20 protein-coding genes and 1 riboswitch are annotated in these 22,437 nt (G+C 40.5%); of the genes, 4 read left to right on the top strand and 16 right to left on the bottom strand.

Going from position 1 to position 22,437, the window contains the following annotated elements; all coding sequences use genetic code 11:
- Positions 1–10: 10 nt before the first annotated feature.
- The 9 genes from CSV77_RS14360 to CSV77_RS14320 all read right to left on the bottom strand — a co-directional run bounded on the left by CSV77_RS14360 (position 11) and on the right by CSV77_RS14320 (position 8,788).
- Positions 11–802 carry an SDR family oxidoreductase gene (locus CSV77_RS14360; RefSeq protein ID WP_085130864.1) on the bottom strand — a complete coding sequence of 264 codons (792 nt, stop codon included), beginning with the start codon at positions 800–802 and terminating at the stop codon, positions 11–13.
- Positions 803–827: 25 nt separating this feature from the next.
- Positions 828–1,742, bottom strand: coding sequence for a VOC family protein (locus CSV77_RS14355; RefSeq protein WP_099673933.1), 915 nt, complete (start codon positions 1,740–1,742; stop codon positions 828–830).
- 274 nt (positions 1,743–2,016) lie between these two features.
- Positions 2,017–2,826, bottom strand: a complete 810-nt coding sequence (locus CSV77_RS14350) for an IclR family transcriptional regulator (protein ID WP_232319183.1) — start codon at positions 2,824–2,826, stop codon at positions 2,017–2,019.
- A 3-nt stretch (positions 2,827–2,829) separates the two neighbouring features.
- Positions 2,830–3,624 (bottom strand): alpha/beta fold hydrolase, encoded by a 795-nt coding sequence (locus CSV77_RS14345; protein WP_099673932.1) that lies wholly within the window; start codon positions 3,622–3,624, stop codon positions 2,830–2,832.
- A 277-nt stretch (positions 3,625–3,901) separates the two neighbouring features.
- A complete protein-coding gene (locus CSV77_RS14340; protein ID WP_099636374.1) occupies positions 3,902–4,144 on the bottom strand; it encodes a ferredoxin in 243 nt (80 codons plus the stop codon).
- 81 nt (positions 4,145–4,225) lie between these two features.
- The gene (locus tag CSV77_RS14335; protein ID WP_099673931.1) at positions 4,226–5,095 is read right to left on the bottom strand and encodes a 2-oxoacid:ferredoxin oxidoreductase subunit beta; all 870 of its coding nucleotides are present in this window, start codon (positions 5,093–5,095) and stop codon (positions 4,226–4,228) included.
- A complete protein-coding gene (locus CSV77_RS14330) occupies positions 5,076–6,842 on the bottom strand; it encodes a 2-oxoacid:acceptor oxidoreductase subunit alpha (protein WP_099673930.1) in 1,767 nt (588 codons plus the stop codon). Before CSV77_RS14330 ends, CSV77_RS14335 begins: the two co-directional genes overlap by 20 nt.
- 155 nt (positions 6,843–6,997) lie before the next feature.
- Positions 6,998–7,993, bottom strand: coding sequence for an NAD(P)/FAD-dependent oxidoreductase (locus CSV77_RS14325; RefSeq protein ID WP_099673929.1), 996 nt, complete (start codon positions 7,991–7,993; stop codon positions 6,998–7,000).
- A gap of 264 nt (positions 7,994–8,257) precedes the next feature.
- Positions 8,258–8,788 carry a cupin domain-containing protein gene (locus CSV77_RS14320; RefSeq protein ID WP_085130871.1) on the bottom strand — a complete coding sequence of 177 codons (531 nt, stop codon included), beginning with the start codon at positions 8,786–8,788 and terminating at the stop codon, positions 8,258–8,260.
- A gap of 224 nt (positions 8,789–9,012) precedes the next feature.
- Between CSV77_RS14320 and CSV77_RS14315 the strand changes: the two genes are divergently transcribed.
- A complete protein-coding gene (locus CSV77_RS14315; RefSeq protein WP_233212264.1) occupies positions 9,013–9,507 on the top strand; it encodes a response regulator transcription factor in 495 nt (164 codons plus the stop codon).
- Positions 9,508–9,638: 131 nt separating this feature from the next.
- On the opposite strand, the gene CSV77_RS14310 is transcribed toward CSV77_RS14315, so the two are convergent.
- A complete protein-coding gene (locus CSV77_RS14310) occupies positions 9,639–10,592 on the bottom strand; it encodes a calcium/sodium antiporter (RefSeq protein WP_099673927.1) in 954 nt (317 codons plus the stop codon).
- Positions 10,593–10,968: 376 nt separating this feature from the next.
- Positions 10,969–11,086: riboswitch (TPP riboswitch) on the top strand.
- Between the two features lie 119 nt (positions 11,087–11,205).
- On the opposite strand from CSV77_RS14310, the gene thiC reads away from it, so the two are divergent.
- Together thiC and CSV77_RS17050 are read left to right on the top strand one after the other, a co-directional pair.
- Complete coding sequence (gene thiC, locus CSV77_RS14305) at positions 11,206–12,978, top strand: phosphomethylpyrimidine synthase ThiC (RefSeq protein WP_099673926.1); 1,773 nt, start codon at positions 11,206–11,208, stop codon at positions 12,976–12,978.
- Between the two features lie 18 nt (positions 12,979–12,996).
- Entirely contained in the window at positions 12,997–13,164 is a 168-nt protein-coding gene (locus CSV77_RS17050; RefSeq protein ID WP_199203762.1) for a hypothetical protein, read from the top strand.
- A gap of 219 nt (positions 13,165–13,383) precedes the next feature.
- Here CSV77_RS17050 and CSV77_RS14300 read toward each other — a convergent pair whose 3' ends face one another.
- From CSV77_RS14300 to CSV77_RS14285, 4 genes are all read right to left on the bottom strand, one after another.
- Complete coding sequence (locus CSV77_RS14300; protein WP_199203761.1) at positions 13,384–14,238, bottom strand: aldo/keto reductase; 855 nt, start codon at positions 14,236–14,238, stop codon at positions 13,384–13,386.
- 418 nt (positions 14,239–14,656) lie between these two features.
- On the bottom strand, positions 14,657–14,914 hold the full coding sequence (locus tag CSV77_RS14295; protein ID WP_099673925.1) for an autorepressor SdpR family transcription factor: 258 nt from the start codon (positions 14,912–14,914) through the stop codon (positions 14,657–14,659).
- 204 nt (positions 14,915–15,118) lie between these two features.
- Complete coding sequence (locus CSV77_RS14290; RefSeq protein ID WP_099673924.1) at positions 15,119–16,744, bottom strand: GMC family oxidoreductase; 1,626 nt, start codon at positions 16,742–16,744, stop codon at positions 15,119–15,121.
- Positions 16,745–16,991: 247 nt separating this feature from the next.
- Positions 16,992–19,154, bottom strand: coding sequence for a M28 family peptidase (locus tag CSV77_RS14285; protein ID WP_199203760.1), 2,163 nt, complete (start codon positions 19,152–19,154; stop codon positions 16,992–16,994).
- Positions 19,155–19,547: 393 nt separating this feature from the next.
- Here CSV77_RS14285 and CSV77_RS14280 point away from each other — a divergent pair, with 393 nt between their 5' ends.
- Positions 19,548–20,609, top strand: coding sequence for a thermonuclease family protein (locus tag CSV77_RS14280; protein WP_233212263.1), 1,062 nt, complete (start codon positions 19,548–19,550; stop codon positions 20,607–20,609).
- A gap of 88 nt (positions 20,610–20,697) precedes the next feature.
- Here the strand turns inward: CSV77_RS14280 and CSV77_RS17450 are convergent, their stop codons facing one another.
- Both CSV77_RS17450 and CSV77_RS14270 read right to left on the bottom strand, forming a co-directional pair.
- Positions 20,698–20,895, bottom strand: a complete 198-nt coding sequence (locus CSV77_RS17450; RefSeq protein WP_233212262.1) for an OsmC family protein — start codon at positions 20,893–20,895, stop codon at positions 20,698–20,700.
- A gap of 63 nt (positions 20,896–20,958) precedes the next feature.
- Positions 20,959–22,395 (bottom strand): DHA2 family efflux MFS transporter permease subunit, encoded by a 1,437-nt coding sequence (locus CSV77_RS14270; RefSeq protein WP_099673922.1) that lies wholly within the window; start codon positions 22,393–22,395, stop codon positions 20,959–20,961.
- Positions 22,396–22,437 lie beyond the last annotated feature (42 nt).

Here is a 22,437-nt window from a genome sequence, read left to right as displayed (position 1 = left end):
CCCCCTTGTCCTATAAAACTTTACTTAACCCACCCGATACTTCTATATTTGCACCTGTGACATAGCTGGCACGTTCCGACGCTAAAAATAAAATGACATTTCCGACTTCTTCAGGTAAACCGACCCGAGCCAGTGGGATTTTTCTATTTTCCGCCAACTCTTTATAATACACTTCCGGATCCACATCTGGTGCTCGTTCCAATCTTCGGCGTTCCCATTGGTCCGTTTTGATCAACCCAAGGCTAATTGTATTGATGAGTATATTATCTCTCGCCAACTCATGCGACAAACTTTTCGTCATATTCAACAATCCCGCTCTCGTTGCGGCAGTTGCAACCATGTGTGGTTCCGGCTCTTTGGAAAGTGTCGCATTCATATTGATAATTCGACCTTCCCCTTGTGCTTTCATGAATGGAACAACTGCTTGGACCGCGTAAATGACTGCAAAATATTTCAGATTGATTTGTTCTTGCCATTGCTCATCCGTAATGTCGAAGAAGTGTGACATAATACTCCGCCCTGCATTATTGACAAGTACGTCAATTCGTTTGAAATGTTCGCCCGTCGCATTAATGAATGCTTCTACGTCTTCACGTTTGGAAACATCACATGTTAGGCCGAATAGATTTTCCCGATTTGAATCGTTTGTCAACTTTTCGACTGCTTGGTTTAAGCGATCTTGGCTCCGTCCGCAAATAGCGACTTTCGCCCCCTCTTCCAGTAGCATCTTCGTTGTTTCAAAACCGATACCCGCCGTGCCGCCCATGACGACAACAACTTTGTCTTTTAAATTTAAATCCATACTACTCAGCCACCCCTTTTTTCCATCACTTCGTATTTACTAAAGCCCAACCGGGATCCGGCTCTCCCGCCATCTTCAATCTAGTTTCTGGCGAAGGCGGTCCTGCAATTCCCCATCTATCCGATAAATGCGGTACTCGCTTCCAAACTTGCGCGCGCCATGTTTTTTTATCTTCAATCACATCTACATAGCATGTGTACTCCATGACAAACCCGCCTGGATCTTGGAAATAACAGAAGATGTTATTGCCTGGTCCGTGTCTTCCCGGTCCCCAAATCTCTTTGTATCCTTTCTTCCGGACATTGCCGATTCCACGCATCACTTCATCCACACCTTCCACTTCATAGGCGATATGGTTGAGCGATGCATGTTCAGCCCGGTTAAACGAAATTTCATGGTGATTTTTATCGCACCGCAGGAACACCATCTGATCCTCACTCCAATCTGAAACCATAAAGCCGAGCACTTCAGTGAAGAAATCCGTTGACCGTTGGATATCAGTTGTGTTTAAGACGATATGGTTCAAGTAAAGCGGGTTCGAATTGACTTTTCTTTGCCATGGTTCTGTATGGATGTTTACCCATGTTGAAAGTTCATAGCAACGGTTTTCATAGTCTACGAAACGAAGGCCATAACCGCCCCCCACTTCATCTAGATAGCCCGGCTGTTGGATGATCTCCACGCCTTTCTCTTTCAGAAAGACCGCCGCTTTGTCTACTGCTATTTTGTCCACCATTCCAAATGCAATGTGATGGAGACCTCTTCTTTCTCCTCGTTGCAGATGAAGGATATGATGTTCAGGACTTGAACCGCGGAAATAGACATGATTGTCATCTTGTGAGACAACATCCAATCCCCATACATCCCTATAAAATTCGATTTGTTCTTCCAGGTTAGGTGTTATTAAACTTATGTGGCGTAAATGTGTTATTTCAAGCATTGAGTTTCCCACCTCTCCAATCTTTCTTTACTAAATGACATAGAATAGTAATTTTTTTACTCAAGCGGTTTTTTTACAATATCCTTTGTTTTGCATAGGAAACATTGTTTCTAATACTAATATTCACATTATCTTACTTGTGCATTTTTGTCAATACAGTTTTCAGACTTATCAAAAATTAACTTAAAATCAGTAACTAGGCACAGCTACAATTTGCTGAAAGACGCAAATAATGTCTATGCCTAGTAGATTGCGACTTCTTTTGTAATACAGATTAGATAGTCAGAACCATAAATGAGGATATTTCTCTAGCTACTTGACAAACTGCCGGGATAATCTTTTCTTCCATCAGCTCTTCGTCGGCCGCATGTTGTGTAATCGCTATGTTTATGGCAGCAATCACTTTATTGTCTTTCCCAAAGATCGGGCAAGCGACAGACCAAACTCCTGTTTCAAACTCCCCTTTATGGAAGACGTAGCCTTTTTCTTTAATGGATTGTAATTCATCACGCAATTTTTTGACTTCCACTATCGGTGCATCCGGTATCTGCAATACTTGCAGCTTTGACAACAACTCTTCTTTATTTTCTTCGGGTAAATGTGCCAATAGACATTTCCCCATCGCTGTAGCATGGACAGGCAGATGTGATCCGACGTTAATTGTAATCGTAGCGACACTTCTAGCCGGATACCTGGCGATATACACTATGTCATTCCCGTCCAATATCCCCATATGTGAAGACATGCCCGTTTCATCTCTTAACTTCTCCAAATAAGGCGCCGCTAGTTCTGGTAGTTCGAGACTGTTCAAATAAGTGTAGCCTAGTTCAAGTACTTTCGGTCTAAGTCCATAGCGCTTCGTATGACTATCTTGATAAATATAACCACACTCTTCCAATGTATACAAGATGCGATAAGGCGTTGTTCGGCTGACACCTAAATTACTTGCAATTTCTGCCAAGGACAAAGTCTGATTTTCTACACTGAACATCTTTAAAACTTCCAATCCACGTAAAATGGAATTTGAAAGATATTTTTCATTATCACTTTTTTGCTTTTCCAATTTCTTTTTTGTGATCTCCACTATCTATTCCTCTTCTCTTAAAAAATCTAATACATATTTATTGAATACTTCCGGTTTTTCCAAGTAACTGAGATGGCCCGCATCCGCTATTGTCTTCAAACGTCCGTCTTTCAGCCTTTCGACAATAATTTTCGACTCGCTGACAGGCGTCACCTGGTCCTCTTCTCCACAAATTACCAGTGTCGAAACCATAACTTTTGAATACTCATCCATTTGATTCAGGTGATATAAACTGTTGGCAACTGATTTATAACCCGCCGGTCGGACTTCAGCCATAATGTTTTGCGCATATTCCAAAATTGCAGAATCAACGTTTGCAGCGAGCAGTGCAGACGTTCTTTGTCTTGCTAATTCTTCCGGTGGAGTATTTTCCACGAGATCATGCCGAGCTTTTCTTTTCTTTATATTTTCTTCTTCATTGAGCCCAGCCGCTCCTCGGGTCGGTGCAGCAATCATCAATTTGGTAACCATTTCAGGAAACCTTATCGCAAAATCGATCGCAATCGCCGCCCCCATCGAATGCCCTAACAAATAGACTTCCTCTAATAGAAGATCATCAAGAAATTTCTTTAAATGATCCGCAAACTGGGAAAAATGTTGTAATTCTGGAACAGGGTCCGCACTTTGACCGTAACCGGGAGCATCCCAAGCAATTACCGTATAATCTTTCTTCAGCCCTTCCAATTGATGAATCCATGACTTCGAGTTATTTCCTAAGCCATGCAATAAGACCAGCGGTGGTCCACTTCCTTCTCTGAGATAATGAATTGGCAGATCCCCCAACTCCACTTTCGACATAAAACCCCTCCTCAAGCATTTTTATCGCCTTTTCTATGTTTTATTAATAAAACAAAGTTTTCGATATTAAGATTGATTGTACGTACTTATTCTTCATAAAGTCAAGCGACTCCCAAGTCCAAACTGACTATTACCGAAATACACTATATTCAAATAACTCCTTAAAATAAACAAAAAAGGAAATAAGAAGCGACCTCTTATTCCCCCTGTCTATAATTAAAATTGAGAATCTACATCGTCATTACATTATAAGAAGGGAGACTTCTATCTTAGGATATTATTTTTCAGCTACACGTAGAAACGGTTCGTCTGCTACTTGTATCGAGTCTGTTGGACATCCCTCACAAGCATCCATAAGATCATCTACTAAATCTTCTCCTATTGGCGTAACCCCTGTATTATCGTCGAGAATACTATAGGATAGGCCATCATCATCATAATCAAATATATCGGGGGCAGTAGCTCCACACGCACTGCAAGCGATACAAGTCTCTTGTTCTACTAATGTATACTTCTTCATATCGGGATTCCCCTTTCATCTTCTATTATCAATTGCGCCTCCGCACAATTAGATTTATGTCTTTCAATCTTGTGCAAAAAACTAGATGAACTCGTTTACAAGTTCCCTAAAAAGTTCAGGTTGTAAATCGAGATTCATATGGGCCAAGGGTTGCTCAGCATACCCTTTTACTAACTCCTGATAAGAAGGCTTCTCTTCTTGATAAACAATTCCAGTTACTAGGCTGTTATGTTTCATTAAAATGTTCATGGCCATTTCGCGGTTGGAAGAATCATATCCTTCTAGATCACTCAATTTGATCAAATTCTCTTTGAACCAATCATACGTATTCACTTTGTTGTATGTGACACATGGACTATAGACGTTAATAATAGAAAAACCTTTATGTTGTATTCCTGCTTCTATTGTCGCAGTCAATTCTTTAATATCCGCTGAGAAACATTGTGCCACAAAGCTAGCTCCACTAGTTATCGCCATCTCCATTGGAGATATTGCTTTTTCAATTGATCCTTCCGGTGTCGATGATGTAATAAACCCATCCTCTGAACGCGGTGATGTCTGACCTTTTGTTAAGCCGTAAATTTGATTATCCATTACGATATAAGTAATATCCATATTACGCCGCATCGCATGAATCGTATGTCCAATCCCAATTGCAAAACCATCGCCATCTCCTCCAGCCGCAACGACAGTAAGTTCACGATTCCCCATCTTTACCCCTTGAGCAATCGGAAGCGCCCTTCCGTGGATTCCATGTAAACCGTAGGATCTAATATAGCCTGAAATACGACCGGAACAGCCAATTCCAGAGATAACCGCCAGATCCTCTGGAGAAAGATGTAGATTAGCTGCACCACGCTGGATCGCTGCTTGTACAGAGAAATCTCCACAGCCTGGACACCAATTTGGTTTCACACCATTTCTAAAATCTTTAATTGTTGATGTAGACATGTTCTAACAACTCCTTGCCCGCGTCGTAAATATGGTGTGGTTGGAATGGATCACCATCATATTTCAATATGCTTTGAATTTTATTGACATGACCAACATTCATTTTTATAATATTGGCAAGTTGCCCCGTCGCATTGCTTTCTGCAACAAGTACATAATCTGCCCCGTCTATATAAGGCTTAATAGCTGCCGCCGGGAATGGGTGAATGAGTCGAATTTGCAAGTGATTTACGTTCAATCCATCTTCTCTCAGACGGTGGACAGCTTCTTCAATAGCACCACGCGTTGCATTAAATCCAATTAGTAAAAGATCTGTTTTTGTTGTTGGAACATTCACCGTGATTGGATTTGGGAATCGTTCTGTCAAGTTGGATAATTTACGCATTCTCTTATCCATTTGTTGTTTACGATTACTTGCAGTTTCATTTGGTCTACCTGCTTCGTCATGCTCGACACCAGTTACATGATGAATGCCACCTTTCACCCCTGGGATCACACGTGGAGAGACACCATCTTCTGTTACTTCGTAGCGTTTAAAATAATCCTTTTCATCCGTTTGTTCAATGTCACTAGTAATTAACTTACCTCGTCGAATGTGTACTTTATCAAAATCAAAAGTTTCTACGGTTTGTTTTGCTAACGAAAGTTGTAAATCGGTTAATAAAATAACAGGGCACTGGTATTCATCTGCAATATTAAATGCTTCTATCGTATCGTAAAAAGCTTCATCAGCTGTACTTGGCGCAATGACAACCTTCGGGATTTCTCCATGATTCCCATAGATCATCGCCATTAAATCCGACTGTTCTTGCTTTGTTGGTAATCCTGTAGATGGCCCACCACGCTGTGTATCAACAACCACAAGAGGGGTTTCCGTCATGCCGGAAAGGCCAATCGCTTCCATCATTAAGGATAATCCAGGACCAGATGATGCAGTGAAAGAACGAGCACCCGCATAGTTAGAACCGATTGCCATCGTCACAGCTGCAATTTCATCTTCTGTTTGAATGACTGTTCCACCCACTCTTGGTAACTTTTTAATTAAATACTCCATAATGTCAGAGGCTGGTGTAATTGGGTAAGCAGGCATAAAACGAACCCCTGCTGTCAAAGCCCCAAGCGCAATCGCATCATTACCAATCAGAAACATCCGTTTATGAGTATTTTCAGCCTTTGCAAGATATAAAGTTGAGGCTTTTTCTCCAAGGCTTTTTTGCATATACATATACCCTTCTTGGATAGCCTTCATATTTTTCTGAACCATATCTCCGCCTTTTCTATTAAATATCTCTTCGATAACAACAGAGAAATCCTCAACCTCCAAATTCATAACGGCACAAGTAGCACCGATCGCTACCATATTTTTCATCAAAGAAGTGCCGAGGTCGGAAGCGATATCAGTAAATGGAACAGGATATAGTTCAGCCTTCGAGTCTTCCGGCTTCACTGGTTTAAATTTCGTATCAGCAATGATAACACCTTTTTCATGTAATTCATGATAGTTTAGATCAATCGTTTCTTGATCGAATGCAAGAAGTATATCTAAATTATCGGCAACTGCCTGGACTTTTTCAGTACTTACGCGAATTTTATTGTTCGTATGACCACCTTTAATTCTAGATGAAAAGTGGCGATATCCATATAAATAAAAACCGAGCCGATTCAGAGTTTTGGAGAAAATCTCACCCGTACTTTCAATTCCTTCCCCTTGCTGTCCTCCCACTTTCCACGAAAGATCTGTTTTCATGAAATCTGCCCCTTTTAGCACGGTTACTGTTAAAATCATATAAGTTAACATTCAACCGCTGATTTTTGTCGATAAAATTACGATAGATAGCAATTCGGACAGTAAGCCGATAGTTATAGCCAAAATAACTTCAACATATATATTATCGTAAAACTTTATGCAAAGATTGCCGTACTATGTTTCGGTTGTAAACGTACATTCGGGTCAATGTACTGCTTTGCATTACTAACTGCGACCGGTGCCTCACCGAATCCGGTGGCAATCAGTTTTACTTTCCCTTCATACGTTGCAATGTCACCCACAGCATAAATGCCAGGAATGTTCGTTTCCATTTTATTGTTAACGATTATGCAATTTTTCTCAATCTCCAATCCCCAATCTTTAATTGGACCGAGCGCGGAAACGAATCCATAGTTGACGATAAAGTCATCGACATCAATCACTTCACAGTTTTCAGTTTTAGGCTCTTCGATGACGATTTGTTTAATACCACCTTCATCTCCGATCAGTTCAGACGGAACATAAGGGGTTTTGATTTCCACACTGGATTTTTTCAAATTTTCCACGCTATGTTCGTGAGCGCGGAATTTATCGCGTCGATGGATGATGGTAACTTTTTTCGCAATCGGTTCGAGCATCAATGCCCAGTCGACCGCCGAGTCTCCCCCGCCACATACTGCCACTTCTTTATCTGTAAACCTATTTAAGTTGTCAATGAAATAATGAAGGTTTTTCCCTTCGAATTTCTCCGCGCCTTCAATCCCTAAGCGACGAGCTGCAAATGCTCCGTTCCCTGCCGTAATAATGATCGTCTTTGAAAAATGAATTTCTTGATTCGTTTGGAGTTTAAAAATCCCGTCTTCTTGACTTTCCACCGTTTGTACAGCTTGCTCCAAGCAGATTGTCGTTGGGAACATATTCACTTGTTCCTTTAAATTATCGATCAATTCTTGGGCACGGACTTTCGGCAATCCAGCAATATCGTAAATATACTTTTCCGGATAGAGTACTGACAACTGGCCACCTAACTGAGGTAAACTTTCTATAATCTTCACACTAGCTTCCCGCATTCCTCCATAGAATGCAGTAAACAACCCAGCAGGGCCACCTCCAATTATTGTGATGTCGTATACTTTCTCATCGATTTTCATTTTAAATTCCTCACTTTCCTTCGATTGATGTCGATGCACCTCTACCGTTAAGTAAAATATGAAACTATGTAATCAATTACGCCGAGGCGTAATTGCATCCAGATTAAGAACGCAAGTCATCTAGAGTTTGGATGACCTGCTAAACTGGATAATTAAAGCGCTATCATTTTGTCACTTTTAGAGATGAAAGTCTTCTATGGTAGACGCCTCTACATTCTGTGCAAAAATATTTTTTGATTGAAGATCAGTTGATCCATCGATAAATTAGCGGTCTGCCTGCGCAACAATCGCTTCTCTTTCTTTCGCACGCTCAATGCGAATCTTTTCAAGTTCGCTGCCTTCTGGATAAGTCGGTAGTTGTGGTTTTGCCGCACCTAGCATAACAAGCATCATCGCATCTTCTTTTCCATCGTTGCGGATACCACGCTGAATGCCAGGTGGTACGCTGACACAGTCGCGCTTATTCATTTTTATCTCATACTCTTTTCCTTCATACTCTAAAAGGACCGTCATTTCACCTTCCAAAATGAAGAACACTTCTTCTACGTCTGAGTGTAAGTGCAATGGACCAATTGAACCAGCTGGTAAAACCATCGTGCTTAATGTGAAGTTGTTTGCTTCAATTACATTTGAATCTTTGTTTGCTGTTGCACCACGTCCAATATAGCGCATTTGTGCACGGCGATATCTCGGATCTAATTCTTCTTGGAACTTTAAAACGTTCCAGTCCAACTTTCTATCTCCCAATCTCGCAATATATTTCTTTTCAAAATCCTCTACTGTTGTGAACTCCATGTTTTCTTCCTCCCTATTTTTAGACCTCTTGACGAAAACGCTTATTCAAAGAAGGCCCCTGTTTTATATAGAAAACAATGTTTCTATATGGTCATATCATACTTCTAAATAAATTCATTGTCAACATAAAATTTCAAATCTTCTAATAATTAACTTGGTGATTAATGAGATGCTATGAAAAGATCGAACATTATCCGAAGATTGTGTGACGGCATTTGTGGCTAGTGAATCCGTTTGAAACCGCAGTTATTCACTTGGATGGAGGATGTACATCTCGTGCTGCTCGATCCGACAAATCAGATATTGTGAAAGGACTCGACCAAGGTGCGGATGATTATATTACGAAACCATTTGACGAACGCGAACTCACAGCAAGAGTGCGTGTGGCATTACGGCGTACAGAGGGTGAAAATCAACCAAAGGCTATTCAGGAAGGCCCATTTACTCTTGACTTGGAGTCCTATTCCATCCTATATGACACGCATGAAGTTCGACTTACGTTAAAGGAATTCTATATCATAGAAGCGATGATGAACCGGCCAAATCGGACGTTCACACGGGAAGACTTGCTTCAAGTAGCTTGGGAATATGACACGTATACAGAAGTTCGGACAGTCGATTCTCATATTCGAAATCTACGGGATAAATTGAGGAAATCCAATTTTCCTATTGAAGAGATTTTGGTGACGGTTTGGGGGATCGGGTATAAGTGGAGATAACACGGACCCCTCTAATCACACCATGCCATAAAGTCAGAAAAGGCAACTTTCCACGAATGGAAAATTGCCTTTTCTTTATGAAATCAAGCGCTTCTTTCATATAAAGAAGCAGACCATCAGCAAATTATTACTCAATTACGCAAAATAACATACACAAGATACACGACGTATGCTACAGCTAACATCAGACCTTCACGCTTACCAATTTTGAAACCAGTTCTTGCAAACAGTAACAATACTAAGGTCAATACTAGCATAATGACAACGTCAATAAATACTTTATCGTTCACTGCGATCGGCGTAATGACAGAGGAAGCCCCGAGAACAAACAGGATGTTAAAAATATTGCTCCCGACGATGTTCCCCAAAGCGATTTCACTTTCTTTTTTCAAAGCCGCTGAAATCGACGTAACCAATTCAGGTAGAGAGGTACCGATGGCGATGATCGTAAGACCGACCAATGTTTCACTCATGCCAAGAGAATAAGCAATCTTCGTAGCATGATCGACGACCAAATCCCCTCCGAAAATAATCGCCGCCAGCCCGACTAGCGTAATGAAGATATTCTTCCCCCACTTCACATTCTCAGTAGCTTGTGTAAGCGTGGAATTTTGACGGCTTCGAAGCCCAAGTTCAATCACATAGTACATAAAGATCGAGAGGAATAGCAAGAAAATCATTCCATCACTGCGCGTGAGCACATTGCTACTGAAGCCTTGCAGTGCCATATCACTCATCAACACCAACATGACAATACCTGCCAGTAAAGTGAACGGAATTTCTTTCCGAATGGTTTCGCTCTGTACTTTCAATGGAAACAGGAATGCTGCTATTCCGACCACGATGGTGATGTTGAAAATATTACTTCCCACTACGTTCCCCACTGCGACGTCTGCATTTCCACCCATAGCAGCAATAATACTGACCGTCGCTTCTGGTGAGCTAGTTCCGAGCGCTACAATGGTTAGCCCGATCAAAATAGGGGGAATTTGCAGTAGCCTTGCAATATTTGAAGAGCCATCTACGAAATAATCGGCTCCTTTTATTAATAATATAAATCCAATTATTAATAAAATATAGGACATTTATTGATTGCCTCCTCCAAGGGAATGAAATTTCTAGTCGATAAAATATTTTGTCCAATTACTGCACATATGATGCGACTTGTTACATTCACAATGACCCATAACACCATAGGAATTTGATTTTATATACCCATAGGTTTCATTGTTCTCAATCGCTAATATTTTATACGACGTCAGCTCCACTACAACGATCTTTCCTTCTTTGTTTATCACTTTTGATTATCTCACGTCATCACTGCTAATGCATCCTTCAAGTCATACAAAGATATTCATTTCTCATTAGAATCTACTTTTTTGAGTTATGGAAATCAAAAGTATACTAACTCTTTAAAAACAGCTAATTATATGGTAGACTATTCCTGTTCACACAATTTAATACTATAACTAGGGGTGTCCAACGTTATTGGACTGAGATGGAATGATAGTACACGCATTCCGGACTCTTTGGACCTGATCTGGCTCGTACCAGCGTAGGGAAGTTTTCATTTTATCAGCGACGCGTATTTTTGCGTTTTGAAGACCAGGTCCTATCTACGGAACTGGTCTTTTTTGTTGCCGATTCCCTTTACTTGAATCGAGTCATGGTCAAACCTCAAAAGGAGACGATGACAAAATGCAAGAGAAGAAAGAAGAAATCTATATCCATGAATGCTTTCCAGCAAGTCGAAAGGTTTACGTACAAGGAAGTCGTCCAGACATACTTGTACCGATGCGCGAAATTGAGCTATCACCCACTGTAACTGATCAAGGCGAAATACCGAATGAACCTTTTCGTGTCTACGATACAAGCGGTAAATATACGGAAACTGGTTATACAGTTGATATTAAAAAAGGACTGCCGAACATCAAGAAGAACTGGATAGTAGAACGAAATGACGTGGAAGAATATGAAGGCAGACAAGTGAAGCCGCGGGATAACGGGTATCGTTCAATGGAACAAATGCAAAATGATGCAGAATTTCCATTGTTGAAACGCAAACCATTACGAGCAAAAAGTGGCATGAATGTTACACAAATGCATTATGCACGCAAAGGAATCATTACACCTGAGATGGAGTTCATTGCTATTCGTGAAAATATAACGCCAGAACTTGTACGGGATGAAGTCGCAAGGGGCCGAGCCATTATCCCGTCGAATATTAACCACCCTGAAGCGGAACCGATGATTATCGGCAGTAAATTCCATGTGAAAATTAATGCGAATATTGGTAATTCTGCTGTCTGTTCATCCATTACTGAAGAAGTGGAAAAGATGACCTGGGCTACACGTTGGGGTGCAGATAATATCATGGATTTATCAACGGGAAAGAATATCCATACAACACGCGAATGGATTATCCGCAACTCGCCTGTCCCAGTGGGAACGGTTCCGTTATATCAAGCGTTGGAAAAAGTAAACGGCAAAGTGGAGGATCTCTCATGGGAAGTATTCCGTGACACTTTGATTGAGCAGGCCGAGCAAGGTGTCAGTTACTTTACAATCCATGCAGGTGTTCTACTTCGTTATATTCCCATGACGATTAATCGTGTGACTGGCATTGTCTCACGAGGTGGTTCTATTATGGCCCAGTGGTGTATGTTGCATCATACAGAAAGTTTCCTCTACACACACTTTGAAGATATATGTGAAATCATGAAACAATACGATATTGCTTTTTCATTAGGAGACGGATTACGTCCAGGATCTATCGCGGATGCCAATGACGAGGCGCAATTCGCTGAACTTGCAACACTTGGAGAACTAACGAAAATTGCTTGGTCCCATGATGTGCAAGTCATGGTAGAAGGTCCTGGACATGTGCCTATGCATTTAATCAAGGAAAACATGGACAAGCAAATGGAGATTTGTCAAGAAGCCCCTTTCTATACACTCGGTCCTTTGACGACAGATATTGCTCCTGCCTATGACCATATCACTTCTGCTATTGGTGCGGCTATGATCGGTTGGTTCGGGACCGCGATGTTATGCTATGTAACGCCTAAAGAGCATCTCGGTCTCCCGAATAAAGAAGATGTGCGTGAAGGCGTCATCACGTATAAAATTGCAGCACATGCAGCTGATTTAGCAAAAGGTCATCCCGACGCATACAAACGTGACGATGCATTGTCAAAAGCCCGTTTCGAATTCCGTTGGAGAGATCAATTTAATTTAAGTCTGGATCCTGAACGCGCGATGGAATACCATGATGAAACATTGCCGGCTGAAGGGGCAAAGGTCGCCCACTTCTGTTCAATGTGCGGGCCGAAGTTTTGCAGTATGCGTATTTCGCACGACATTAGAAAATATGCGGATGAAAATAGTTTAGAAGAGAAGCTTGCAATGGAAAGTGGCATGAAAGAGAAAGCTGAAGAATTCAAAAAATCCGGTGCTGAAATCTATCTTTAATCAGGAGTGAATTGAGTGATGACAACTGAACAGTTAATTCATCAGATTACTGTAAAACGTCGAAATCTTCATCAATTAGAAGAACAGTTGGCACTCTTGCAAGCACAATGTATACACGAATATACCGAAACCTTCACCTATAGGAAATGCTTGAAATGCTTGAAAATAGAGAGTGTTCATTATTAATAGATGTTCTGCCATTCAAAAAGGGCCATTATGTTCTTTGTGTTTCCTAGAAAAATTGTTGGTGCAATAAAAACAACAAAACCCACCTCGCCACTTTATAATGTGGATCGAGGTGGGTCATTTTTTTGATGGGGATTTATATTAATTTCATTAGAAATTCAAAGTCTGGTACGCTGATTATACGATTGAAGGTATCCGGATTATTAAACTTATTAATATTTAATCAAACTCTTCATATTCGTTCGGATGCTGTCCTTCTACTCTTCCCGCTTCACCTTTATCCAAGGAATCAATTTGTCTAATGTCTTCTTCGGTTAATTCAAAATCGAATACATCAAGGTTTGCTTTTTGATGATCATAAGAAGATGATTTCACGACGGTTAAGACTTCATTCTGTAAGTTCCAACGAATAATAATCTGCGCGGGTTCTTTATTGTATTTTTTAGCGATGGATACAATTGTTTCATTCTCTAACACGTCGTTTAATTTGCGCCCTAAAGGACTCCATGCCTCCGTTACAACTCCGCGACTTTTATTGTATTCCACTAGTTCGTTGTTAGTAAAATACGGATGGCGTTCAATTTGATTGGTAGCCGGTGTTACACCTGTTTCTTCAATGATCCGCTCCAGATGCTCTGGTAAAAAATTAGATACACCTATCGTCTTAATCAGTCCAAATTTCTGCGCATCGACTAACGCTTGCCATGCTTCTACGTATCGATCTTGTTTTGGAAGCGGCCAATGAATCAAGTATTTATCAAAGTAATCGATTCCGATACGATACAATGACTCTTGAATCATAAGAATTGCTCGTTCGTAATCATGTGAAGCACCAGGAAGTTTGGAACTTATTATCAATTCTTCTCTAGGTACAGATGAACGCCGAATCGCTTCCCCTACCATTCCTTCATTATTATAATTCGTTGATGTGTCAATCAGTCTGTATCCCGCTTCGATTGCTGTTAGTGTACTGACGACACCTTGCGCACCTTTTACTTTTACGGTTCCAAAACCAATTGAAGGAAGGCTCGTTCCATCATTCAATCGCATCGTTTGTACATTTAATTGATCCATTTTTATCTTACTCCTTTTTAATAGTACACTCTTCTAGTGGTGGAAACATGATTTCATCGGACATGTATACCGCTCATCTTATCCTTGTAAATTCCCTTACTGAAAGTTAATTAAACATTCTTTTCTGTTTGAAAAAAAAAGCACTTGTGTCTGCAATAAATATGAATGGTTGAACATCCACATTCTTTACTGGCTCAAGTGCACTTTTTATTTTTCCTTAAACAATCGATATAGCATAAAACAGAATAACAAACAAAATTAAATTTTGTTTGTCCGTGTAGTATATAGAGAATGAAAGTAACATCACTCTAGTCTCAATACCTTACTCACGCTTCTCTATCTTCTATCTATAGCTCATAACTTTAGTACATAGCTATGTAATCATTAGTTCAAGGGATAGTAATTTCTCACAACATATTTATTTATTCAATTTTATCATCCATACGAGCAAATCTTGCAGAACCGTTGTGTGGAGAGTGTAGTAAATATATTGACCTTTTTTCTCAGAACTGACAAGACCCGCATTACGCAAGATGTTTAAATGGTTGGAAATGCTCGGCTTACTCATCTCGAATTCTTCATGTATTTCACTAGCAGTTAAAGAACCTTTTTCACTGAGTAGCGTTAGTATTTGTCTTCTTGTTTCATCATTTAGGGATTTAAAAACTTCATTCAAATTGAGTCTCTCCTTTCGCTTGAGATATTTAGTCGTTTGTCTAATTAGATATTTATCTAATTATATACTATTTGAAGTGATTAAAAAAGCACCTATTTTGAAAACAACTATGAATGGTTGAATACTCACGTTTGTTTTCACACAGGCACTCCTTATTGAAATATTTACTTCACGTTTGACGGCCTCATGCGCTCTTTTAATTTGTCATGGTATTTCACCGTAGTTCATACGATCTTGTCTCACTAAGTGTTCAGCAATGTTTGCGCCAATGAAGAAAGCTGGCGCCGACGTATTGCCATCCGAAACAAACGGTGCAATGGAATCATCTGCAACGATCAAATCTTTTACACCGTATACTTCACCGGCAGCATTCACCACACCATTTTCTTCACTTGGCGCCATTCGTAGCGTACCTTGTATATGGTGTGTTGGACCTAAGTTTTCTTGAATGAACTTTTCGAGTTTGCTATCATCCTGAATGGTTTCCAGTGAGGGAGTAACGAGTTGATAGTGTGAATCTATTTTTGATAGTTCTGTTGCAATATTTTTAATATATACTCTGTAAACGTTTTTTATGGTTTCTAGGTCGGAGCGTTTATTCAAAAAGTCAGCATCAGCAATTGCAATCTTTAACGGATCCCCATTTTGGATTTTGATAGTTCCTTGGCTTTTCGGTTCTAATAAAATAACGACGATGCTTAACATTCCGCCAGTGCCGATTTGTCCAATTAGCTGCACACCACGGCGGTTGGGGTCAGCGCCTGGTGTTGGATCCGGTAAGAAGGCTCCACCCGTATAAAGCGCAAAAGGATCAGCGTCCGGAAGTGCTTTGTCATTCGGATTCGTTGTAAAGGTGGAAGTGTTAACTGGATGGGTAGTCATGTTCTTTCCCACATTCGCATTATGATGAACGACGGGAATACTCGCTTTATGGAGTGTTTCGGATGGCCCAATTCCAGAAAGCAGTAACAGTTGTGGGCTATTTATTCCAGCCGACACAATGACTTTTTTACGAGCATATGCGTAATAACATTTTCCTTCCTTAAGAAATTCAACACCTATTGCCCGCCTTTCATTATCAAAAATCACACGCTGAACCGTTGAATTATAAGATACTACTAATCTTCTTCCATTTACTCCTTCACCGTTTTCAGTCAGTACATCCGATGAAAGAAACGCCGTATCCGCACTTTCTCGTTGACCATAGGGGGTCTGATAAAGCTGCCACCTCGTAAAGGGGCCAAGTGGTGTATTGGGATCGTTATAATCTAAAATTCTTTTGAAACCAGTGGCTTTTTCCATCGCTGTAACTAATTTTTCAGCCATGGTGGTTGGATTAGCAGGAGCCTGCCTGATATCCAACTGCCCGTTATATCCTCTCGCATTTGGATTTTCCGTTTGGCCATTGTAGTTTTCTAGTAGTGAAAATTGATAGGTCTGTTGTTCAGGTGACCAAAGTGGACCTAGGAGGTTTTCCCATTGTTTCATATTCGCCTGTGATGGCCTTACATACTGGTTATTGTTAATGGAGGATCCGCCACCCAATGTTCGTCCTCCCGTCCAATCAAATGACCTTCCGTTTACATTTTTCTGGGGGACACTTTTTCCTTGCCAGAAGTATTGGGGGAAAAAGTCGTCAGTGAGAATAAATGGTGGCGCAAACAAAGAATCTCTGATCGGCTGTTCCTTACTGTTATTATCTCCCGCCTCTAAAACTAGCACAGAATTTTGTTTAGTATCTGTTAGTTTTCTGGCAATAGTAGCACCCGCCGGACCCGTTCCAATTACGATATAGTCAAACGTTGATTGATTATTGGCGTCTCTATTCATTTCAATCCCCCTAAGTGATTTTCAAGCAGTATATCCTATGGCATGGAAGGTTGGATTATGAAGCTTATAGAGACCATCGCCTGGATCGTAGTGCAAGGTCTTTGCGCATAATGGTTTATTTGATTAAAGCGAGGTAGTAAAAACCTTGTGAAAAAAAGCACCGCTAAATGCGATGCTTTTAATACCTCACTAATATTTCAGGTTGTTACTGCCAAACAGCATAGAAAGTTCCTGAACTTCTCTATCTTTATTTCAGATCACTTAACAGCTCACCTAATTTCTTCACACTAGCTGTTTCATCCGTTACGGTTTGTTCCAATAGCTTCTTTTGTCTGTCGAGTGCATTCATCAACGAAGTGATTTCTACTGACAGATCTGGCTTCGTTTGTTCTTTCTTCGTTTTCAATGACTGGATCGTTTTGAATAAATCTTCATGGTCGACAATTCGGCCAGCCCCCCACATGAGCTGTTCTTTTGGTGCTTTTATGACGTAGTCTGTAAAGTAGTTAAATACTTCCTGATCAAAGTCATACGCATACCAATTGTTGTCAATTGCATATAAGTGCTCGTCCAGCGGAGTGGCGATATCACCTGTAGTTAATGCTTCAATGGAAGCGGCTAAGTTTTTTACGTTGTTTTGCGCATGTTCATGAGGGAAAATCGGTTCGTCTTCCCAAGTCAATCGCACAAATTGATCTTCGGCATATTTATAAGCCGCCAACAAGCCGCTGTTCAACTCACGACTTTCATCGTACAATTTCTTCGCTTGGTCTGCATCCTCTTTTTCGAGTGCTGCCGCATATTCTTTATTCATGTACGCGACTTTTTTGTTCACTTCTTGTGCACTGGACATCGCTTGATCGATCTCTTTCGTCAAGTGATCCGACGCCACAGAAGCTTGTTCAAATACATCTGCGTCGATCATGTCTTTCATCGCTTGCAAACGTGTCGTGAAATCCAATGGCACGATAGCGGTTTGATCGTAGTGTATCGTCAATAATCCATAGAGATTTAAGTGGAATTTCAACGCATCGGCATTGTACGTATCTTCATTGTCGAATTGAGAATGATAGTGAGTTTTCATGAATTCACTATCTTGGAAATCGTTTCGAAGCGCTGGTACGCCTGCGATACCGAATGAGAAATCATCTGACCACGTACGCAACGGAGACACTACTGAAATTCCGTCTTTATACACATCGGCAACTGTAGGTACTTCTTTTGCAAACTCTGTCAAATAGTTATTCAACTCGTAGACGGATCGGATTTCATCTTGTGTCGTATGTTCATATGCCGGAAGCTCGAAGTTCAGATTCGCAAATGTCTTACCGACCCAGTCCGGATGAATATTGAAGATTTGATTGTAAGCGCCCGTCGACCAGTCGTATCGAGTATTCGACTTACCCCATTCTTCCGCGGCAAGCGCGTTGAAGACCAACGTCTTTTCCGGTTGATAGCCGCTGTCGATCATCCCTTTGGCGATTCCGAGCATTAATGCAATTGCTGCATTGTCGTCTTGGAACCCAGCAAAATATGAATCATAATGGGCGGACAATAAAATGTAGGAATCAGGATCTTTCCCGACGATTTTCCCGTAATAATTATACGTTTCCTGATCCATTTTCACGGTCGATTTAGCATCAAACTTTACGGTTAGCGTCTCTTTTTCGCTTGCCTCTAAAGCTTTCTTCAACTCGGCCGCGTCGGTTTGAGACATCGAAAACGCAGGTGCATCATCGGGTCCGCAAATGTCTTGCGCATTCAATGCATCGGGATCGACTTCTCCGTAGCCCGCTTCTTGCACCGCAATGACTGCAGCCGCCCCTTTAACATGTGCTTGATAGGCGGGATAATTAATCCACCATTCTTCCCTTTGATTAATATCGATTAATACAAGTTTCCCTTTTATGTCCAATCCTTCTAAATCTGCCGCGGTACCTTTTCCTGCGTAGATTACTTCAAGTTCCTGGACGCCGTTCGTATCAAAGTTCGCTTGATAACCGCCTAGCACAGCAAGATACTCTTTCCCAGCAGTATCTGTAAAGGACAAATCAGCCTTCTCGAACTCCCAACTATCTACCATAAATGCATCTTTCGTCACTTCAGTCAGTCCGATTTTCTTCATTTCTTCTCCAATTTTCTCCCCCGTCTTTCGTTCCGCTTCTGATCCAGCAGTCCGATAGCCAAGCTTCTCATTGGTTTTATATTCTTCCATTCCTTTAGCAAATTCAAAAGCATATTCCACATCTACTTCTGACAAGTATTTGTCTTTCTCATCTGACAACGGAATGGTCTTCACGTCCTCTACAGGCTCTTTCTTGTCCTTAGAGGAATCGTCTTTTGGCGTACACGCAACGAGCGATGTGGCAACGAGCATGGACAACGTTAAGTAACTCACCATCTTTTTCATATATCACAGTCCTTTTCATTTATTGCAATCAATTCATTAAACGATATAGAGTGAGTTTGCGCAATAGAAATATTCGGATTTTGTCATGAATTCTTTTGAATATTTTCACCGTACTAGATTTATAATAATGACGAGCAAACAAAATGCTTGTTTGTTTGCTAATTTACTTTAGTTAGTAAGGACCCACTCCTATTCAGATACTTTGAAAGATCCTCTCGCGTAAGTTTCCGTGTAGTATAAATGAAAATATGTATTCTAGATTATGCGTTCACACATATCATTTGTGATCTAATAGCACTACGCACTTAGTTGCGTATCACTTTCTTACAATCTATGATAATCTCACTCTTGGAAGTAAGTGTTAAGTAATTTAAGGGAATTGAGAGTGATAATATGTTTGTGTTTTTTGCGTTATTTGGTTTTCTATTTATAGTGATAGGTATTGTCGGCTTACTTATTAAAGTAATCTTTAAAAAACCGAAGAGAAAGTTTGGCACTCTCGCTTTAGTAGGCATTGCGATGTTCATAGTAGCTGCAGTCATTGTGCCAGACGATATAGAGCCAGAGATAGAAAAAGCTGATTCAGTGGAACAGACGCCTATAGATGAACCTTCTGAAACACCGAAGGAAGCACCTGATAAAGAGACTGTAAAAGATATAGAAAAACCGGAAGAGGAAATTTCCAAAGAGACTGAAGAAAAACCAGTTCCAGTCGTTGCGCCACCAAAAAATGATTCTTCAAAAGTAACTCCTGAAAAACTAAAAGACTCCACAGAGACAAGCGGTACCACTGCGAGAATCCCTGTAGAGTTAGTGAAGGTTATAGACGGTGATACGATTAAAATACTATATAACGGCAGGGAGCAAAACGTTCGATACTTGTTGATCGACACGCCTGAAACCAATCATCCTAGACTGGGAAAGCAACCATTTGGGGATGAAGCCAAAGCTAGAAATAAAGAACTGATCGAGAGCGGTACACTAGAAATCGAATTCGATATCGGTGAACGCTTTGATAAATACGACCGTTTACTTGCCTATATATATGTCGACGGAAAAAGTATTCAAAAAATCTTGTTGAGTGAAGGTTTAGCCCGTGTAGCGTACGTCTACCCACCAAATACTCGACACGTAGATCCTTACGAGAAAGCACAAGCCATCGCAAAAGAAAAGAAATTGGGTATTTGGTCAGTTGAAGATTATGCTACGGACACAGGCTTTAACGCGCAAGTAGTAAAAGAGAAACCTGCAGAACCGACACCTGCACCCACAAAACAGCCAGCTGCACCTGCTCCAGCACCTGCAGCCAAGCCAACACCACCTGTCCAAAACACGGAATGGTTTCAAAATTGTACAGAACTAAGGAAGACGTATCCTAATGGTGTGCCGAGCAGTCATCCCGCTTATCAACCTAAAATGGATCGTGATAAAGATGGATTTGCTTGCGAAAGATAAAATAATAGCTAGTTAGTAAAAGGAATTTTAAAACCGCGTGAGACCAAGTGTGCTAACTTGATTTCACGCGGTTTTAATTTTGCTTTCATCATTTCTTTATCCATTTCGACTCTACGGGAATTCCTGCATCGGTGAATAGATTATATACGGGACATCTTCTTTCCACTTCGGCTTTCAATTGCTCGATCGCTGTATCTGATTCATTCGTAGTAATTTCGCAAATAAAACGGATTTTCTGGAAATGTGTTTTTTGAATATAAGAATGTAATGGGATATGAAAAATCACTGTGCAAATTCATAAAAAATTTTCATAAAACGAAAACTATATTCAAGCACAATTCGTAACCAGTTATACCACCTTTACTCGCTTGATAAATAGTGAACATAAAAAACCAAGAATGGATATGATAGTGGCAAATAAAAATGCATTTTGCACACCTGAAATGACTGCTTCGGCTTGGTGAGCTGCCGTAATGGGATCGCTAATATTGCGCAAGAATGTATTTTGCGATGTATTTAATATAGTAATCCCAATCGCGGTACCAATTGCTCCAGACGTTTGGATGGTAGAGTTCACGATTGCCGTACCATCAGGATAGCGGTTTAGCTGTAGCGAGTTAATTCCATTTGTTTGAGATGGCGTCGTCACCATGGACATACTCATCATTAATAACATAAAGAAGATGATGATCAAGTAAAAGCTAGTCGTCGATGAAATCGTGGCAAAAAATAGCGTAGCCACAATACTCATTGCAAATCCACCAATAACCAAGCCCCTTGGACCATATCGATCAAAAATCCGCCCACTGACCATAGACGTAATACCGTTAAAAATACCACCCGGTAATAGTAACAGGCCTGCTATCGACGCGGATAAACCAAGTCCTGCTTGCATAAACAAAGGCAATAAAATATTGGAAGAAAATATAATGAGATTAGCAAACAACGTAAGGATGATGCCTAACGTAAACATGGGATGCTTAAACACTTCCAAATGTAACATCGGTTCCTTAATCGATCTTTGACGAAATGCATATAGAACGAGAGCAATCAAACCTGCCGCAAAAGATGAAATCACAATCGGACTTGACCATCCTTCACTTTCGCCAGCATAGCTAAATCCAAATACGATACCGCCAAAGCCAATGGTAGAAAGAATTATGGAGTATGCATCGATCTTTTGCTTCTGAACAGCGGATAGATTCGGTAAGTAAATGATTCCAAATATCAATGCGAAAACCAGAATCGGGGCGATGATCCAAAATATCAGTTGCCAATTAAAATAATCAATAATCAATCCCGCAGAAATCGGACCAATAGCGGGTGCAAACATCATGACTAGACCGACTAATCCCATCGCAGTTCCTCTTTTCCAAGGCGGAAAAAGAATTAGCACGGTATGGAATAACAATGGCACCAATAACCCAGTGCCTATCGCCTGAATAATCCGTCCGGTTAACAACATGATGAAGCTCGGAGATACAGCAGCAATTACTACACCCACAATTGAAAAACTCATACTCGTTATAAAAAGATTCCTTGTGGGAAAACGTTTGATGAGTAACCCCGAAACAGGAATGATAATACCGAGCACGAGTAAATACCCCGTAGTTAACCATTGCGCTGTAGATGGAGAAATCGCAAATTCCTTTATCAAGTCATTCATCGTCATATTTAATGCTGTTTCACTAAACAATCCGATAAACCCACCAATCAGTAGCACAGTCATGATGGGAGCGACTTTTAGCTCTTTATTTTTTATTTTTTCTTGTATTGAATCCTTCATGTATTGAACCTTCTTCCATAACATTTACTGACCATAAAAAAT

Origin of the sequence: Sporosarcina sp. P16b (genome assembly GCF_002743065.1) — a bacterium.
In the GTDB taxonomy this organism is placed as follows: Bacteria; Bacillota; Bacilli; order Bacillales_A; family Planococcaceae; genus Sporosarcina.
Note: the sequence above shows the minus strand (reverse complement) of the source record. Positions and strands in the feature narration are given on the sequence as shown.